This window comes from Pseudoroseomonas cervicalis ATCC 49957, assembly GCF_000164635.1.
Taxonomy (GTDB): domain Bacteria; phylum Pseudomonadota; class Alphaproteobacteria; order Acetobacterales; family Acetobacteraceae; genus Pseudoroseomonas; species Pseudoroseomonas cervicalis.
In genome coordinates, this window is record NZ_GG771162.1 from 1 (window position 1) to 725 (window position 725).

A 725-nucleotide genomic window follows, 5' to 3' on the forward strand; every position below is an offset into this window, starting at 1 on the left:
CGGCGCCTGCAACCCGGCCAGCAGCCGCACCAGGCTGCTCTTGCCGGCGCCGTTCGGGCCGACCAGCCCGACCAGCTCGCCCGGGTGCAGCGCCAGGGAGACATCCCGCACCAGCACCCGCCGCCCGCGCCGCCAGCCGAGGCCGCGCCCCTCCAGCAGCGGGCTCACCGCCGCGCCTCGCGCAGCAGCACCAGCAGGAAGAAGGGGCCGCCCACCAGGGCGGTGACCAGGCCGAGCGGGATCTCCGCCGGCGGCAGGGCGGCGCGCGCCAGCCCGTCCGCCAGCATGGCGAGGCCGGCGCCGAGGGCGGCGGAGAGCGGCAGCAGCCGGCGATGCGCCGTGCCCCGCCACCAGCGCGCCAGATGTGGCGCCATCAGCCCGACAAAGCCCACCAGCCCGCCCCAGACCACCGACACCGCCACCACCAGCGCGCCCACCAGCACGGCGCGGCGGATGAAGGGCTGCACGGCGAGGCCGAGGCTCTCCGCCATGGCCTCGCCCAGCCCCAGCCGGTCCAGCCCGCGCGCCAGCGGCAGGGCCAGCGCCAGCCCGGCGCCGAGCAGCCCGGCCAGCAGCAGCAGCTCGGGCCAGGAGGGGGTCTGGATGCCGCCCAGCGTCCAGGCCAGCACCGCCTGCAGGCTGACCGTCTCCTCCGACAGCGCCAGCATCAGGAAGGAGCGCAGCGCGCCCAGCATGGCGGCCACCGCCACGCCGGCCAGCAGCAG

General features: G+C 78.1%; 2 protein-coding genes. Both read right to left on the bottom strand.

From position 1 onward, the window contains the following. Positions 1-168: ATP-binding cassette domain-containing protein (locus HMPREF0731_RS26410; protein WP_007006549.1), on the bottom strand; the 168-nt coding region annotated here is incomplete at its 3' end. Next, the coding region (locus HMPREF0731_RS22350; RefSeq protein ID WP_007006550.1) for a FecCD family ABC transporter permease at positions 165-725 on the bottom strand (561 nt) is incomplete at its 5' end. The genes HMPREF0731_RS22350 and HMPREF0731_RS26410, both read right to left, overlap by 4 nt.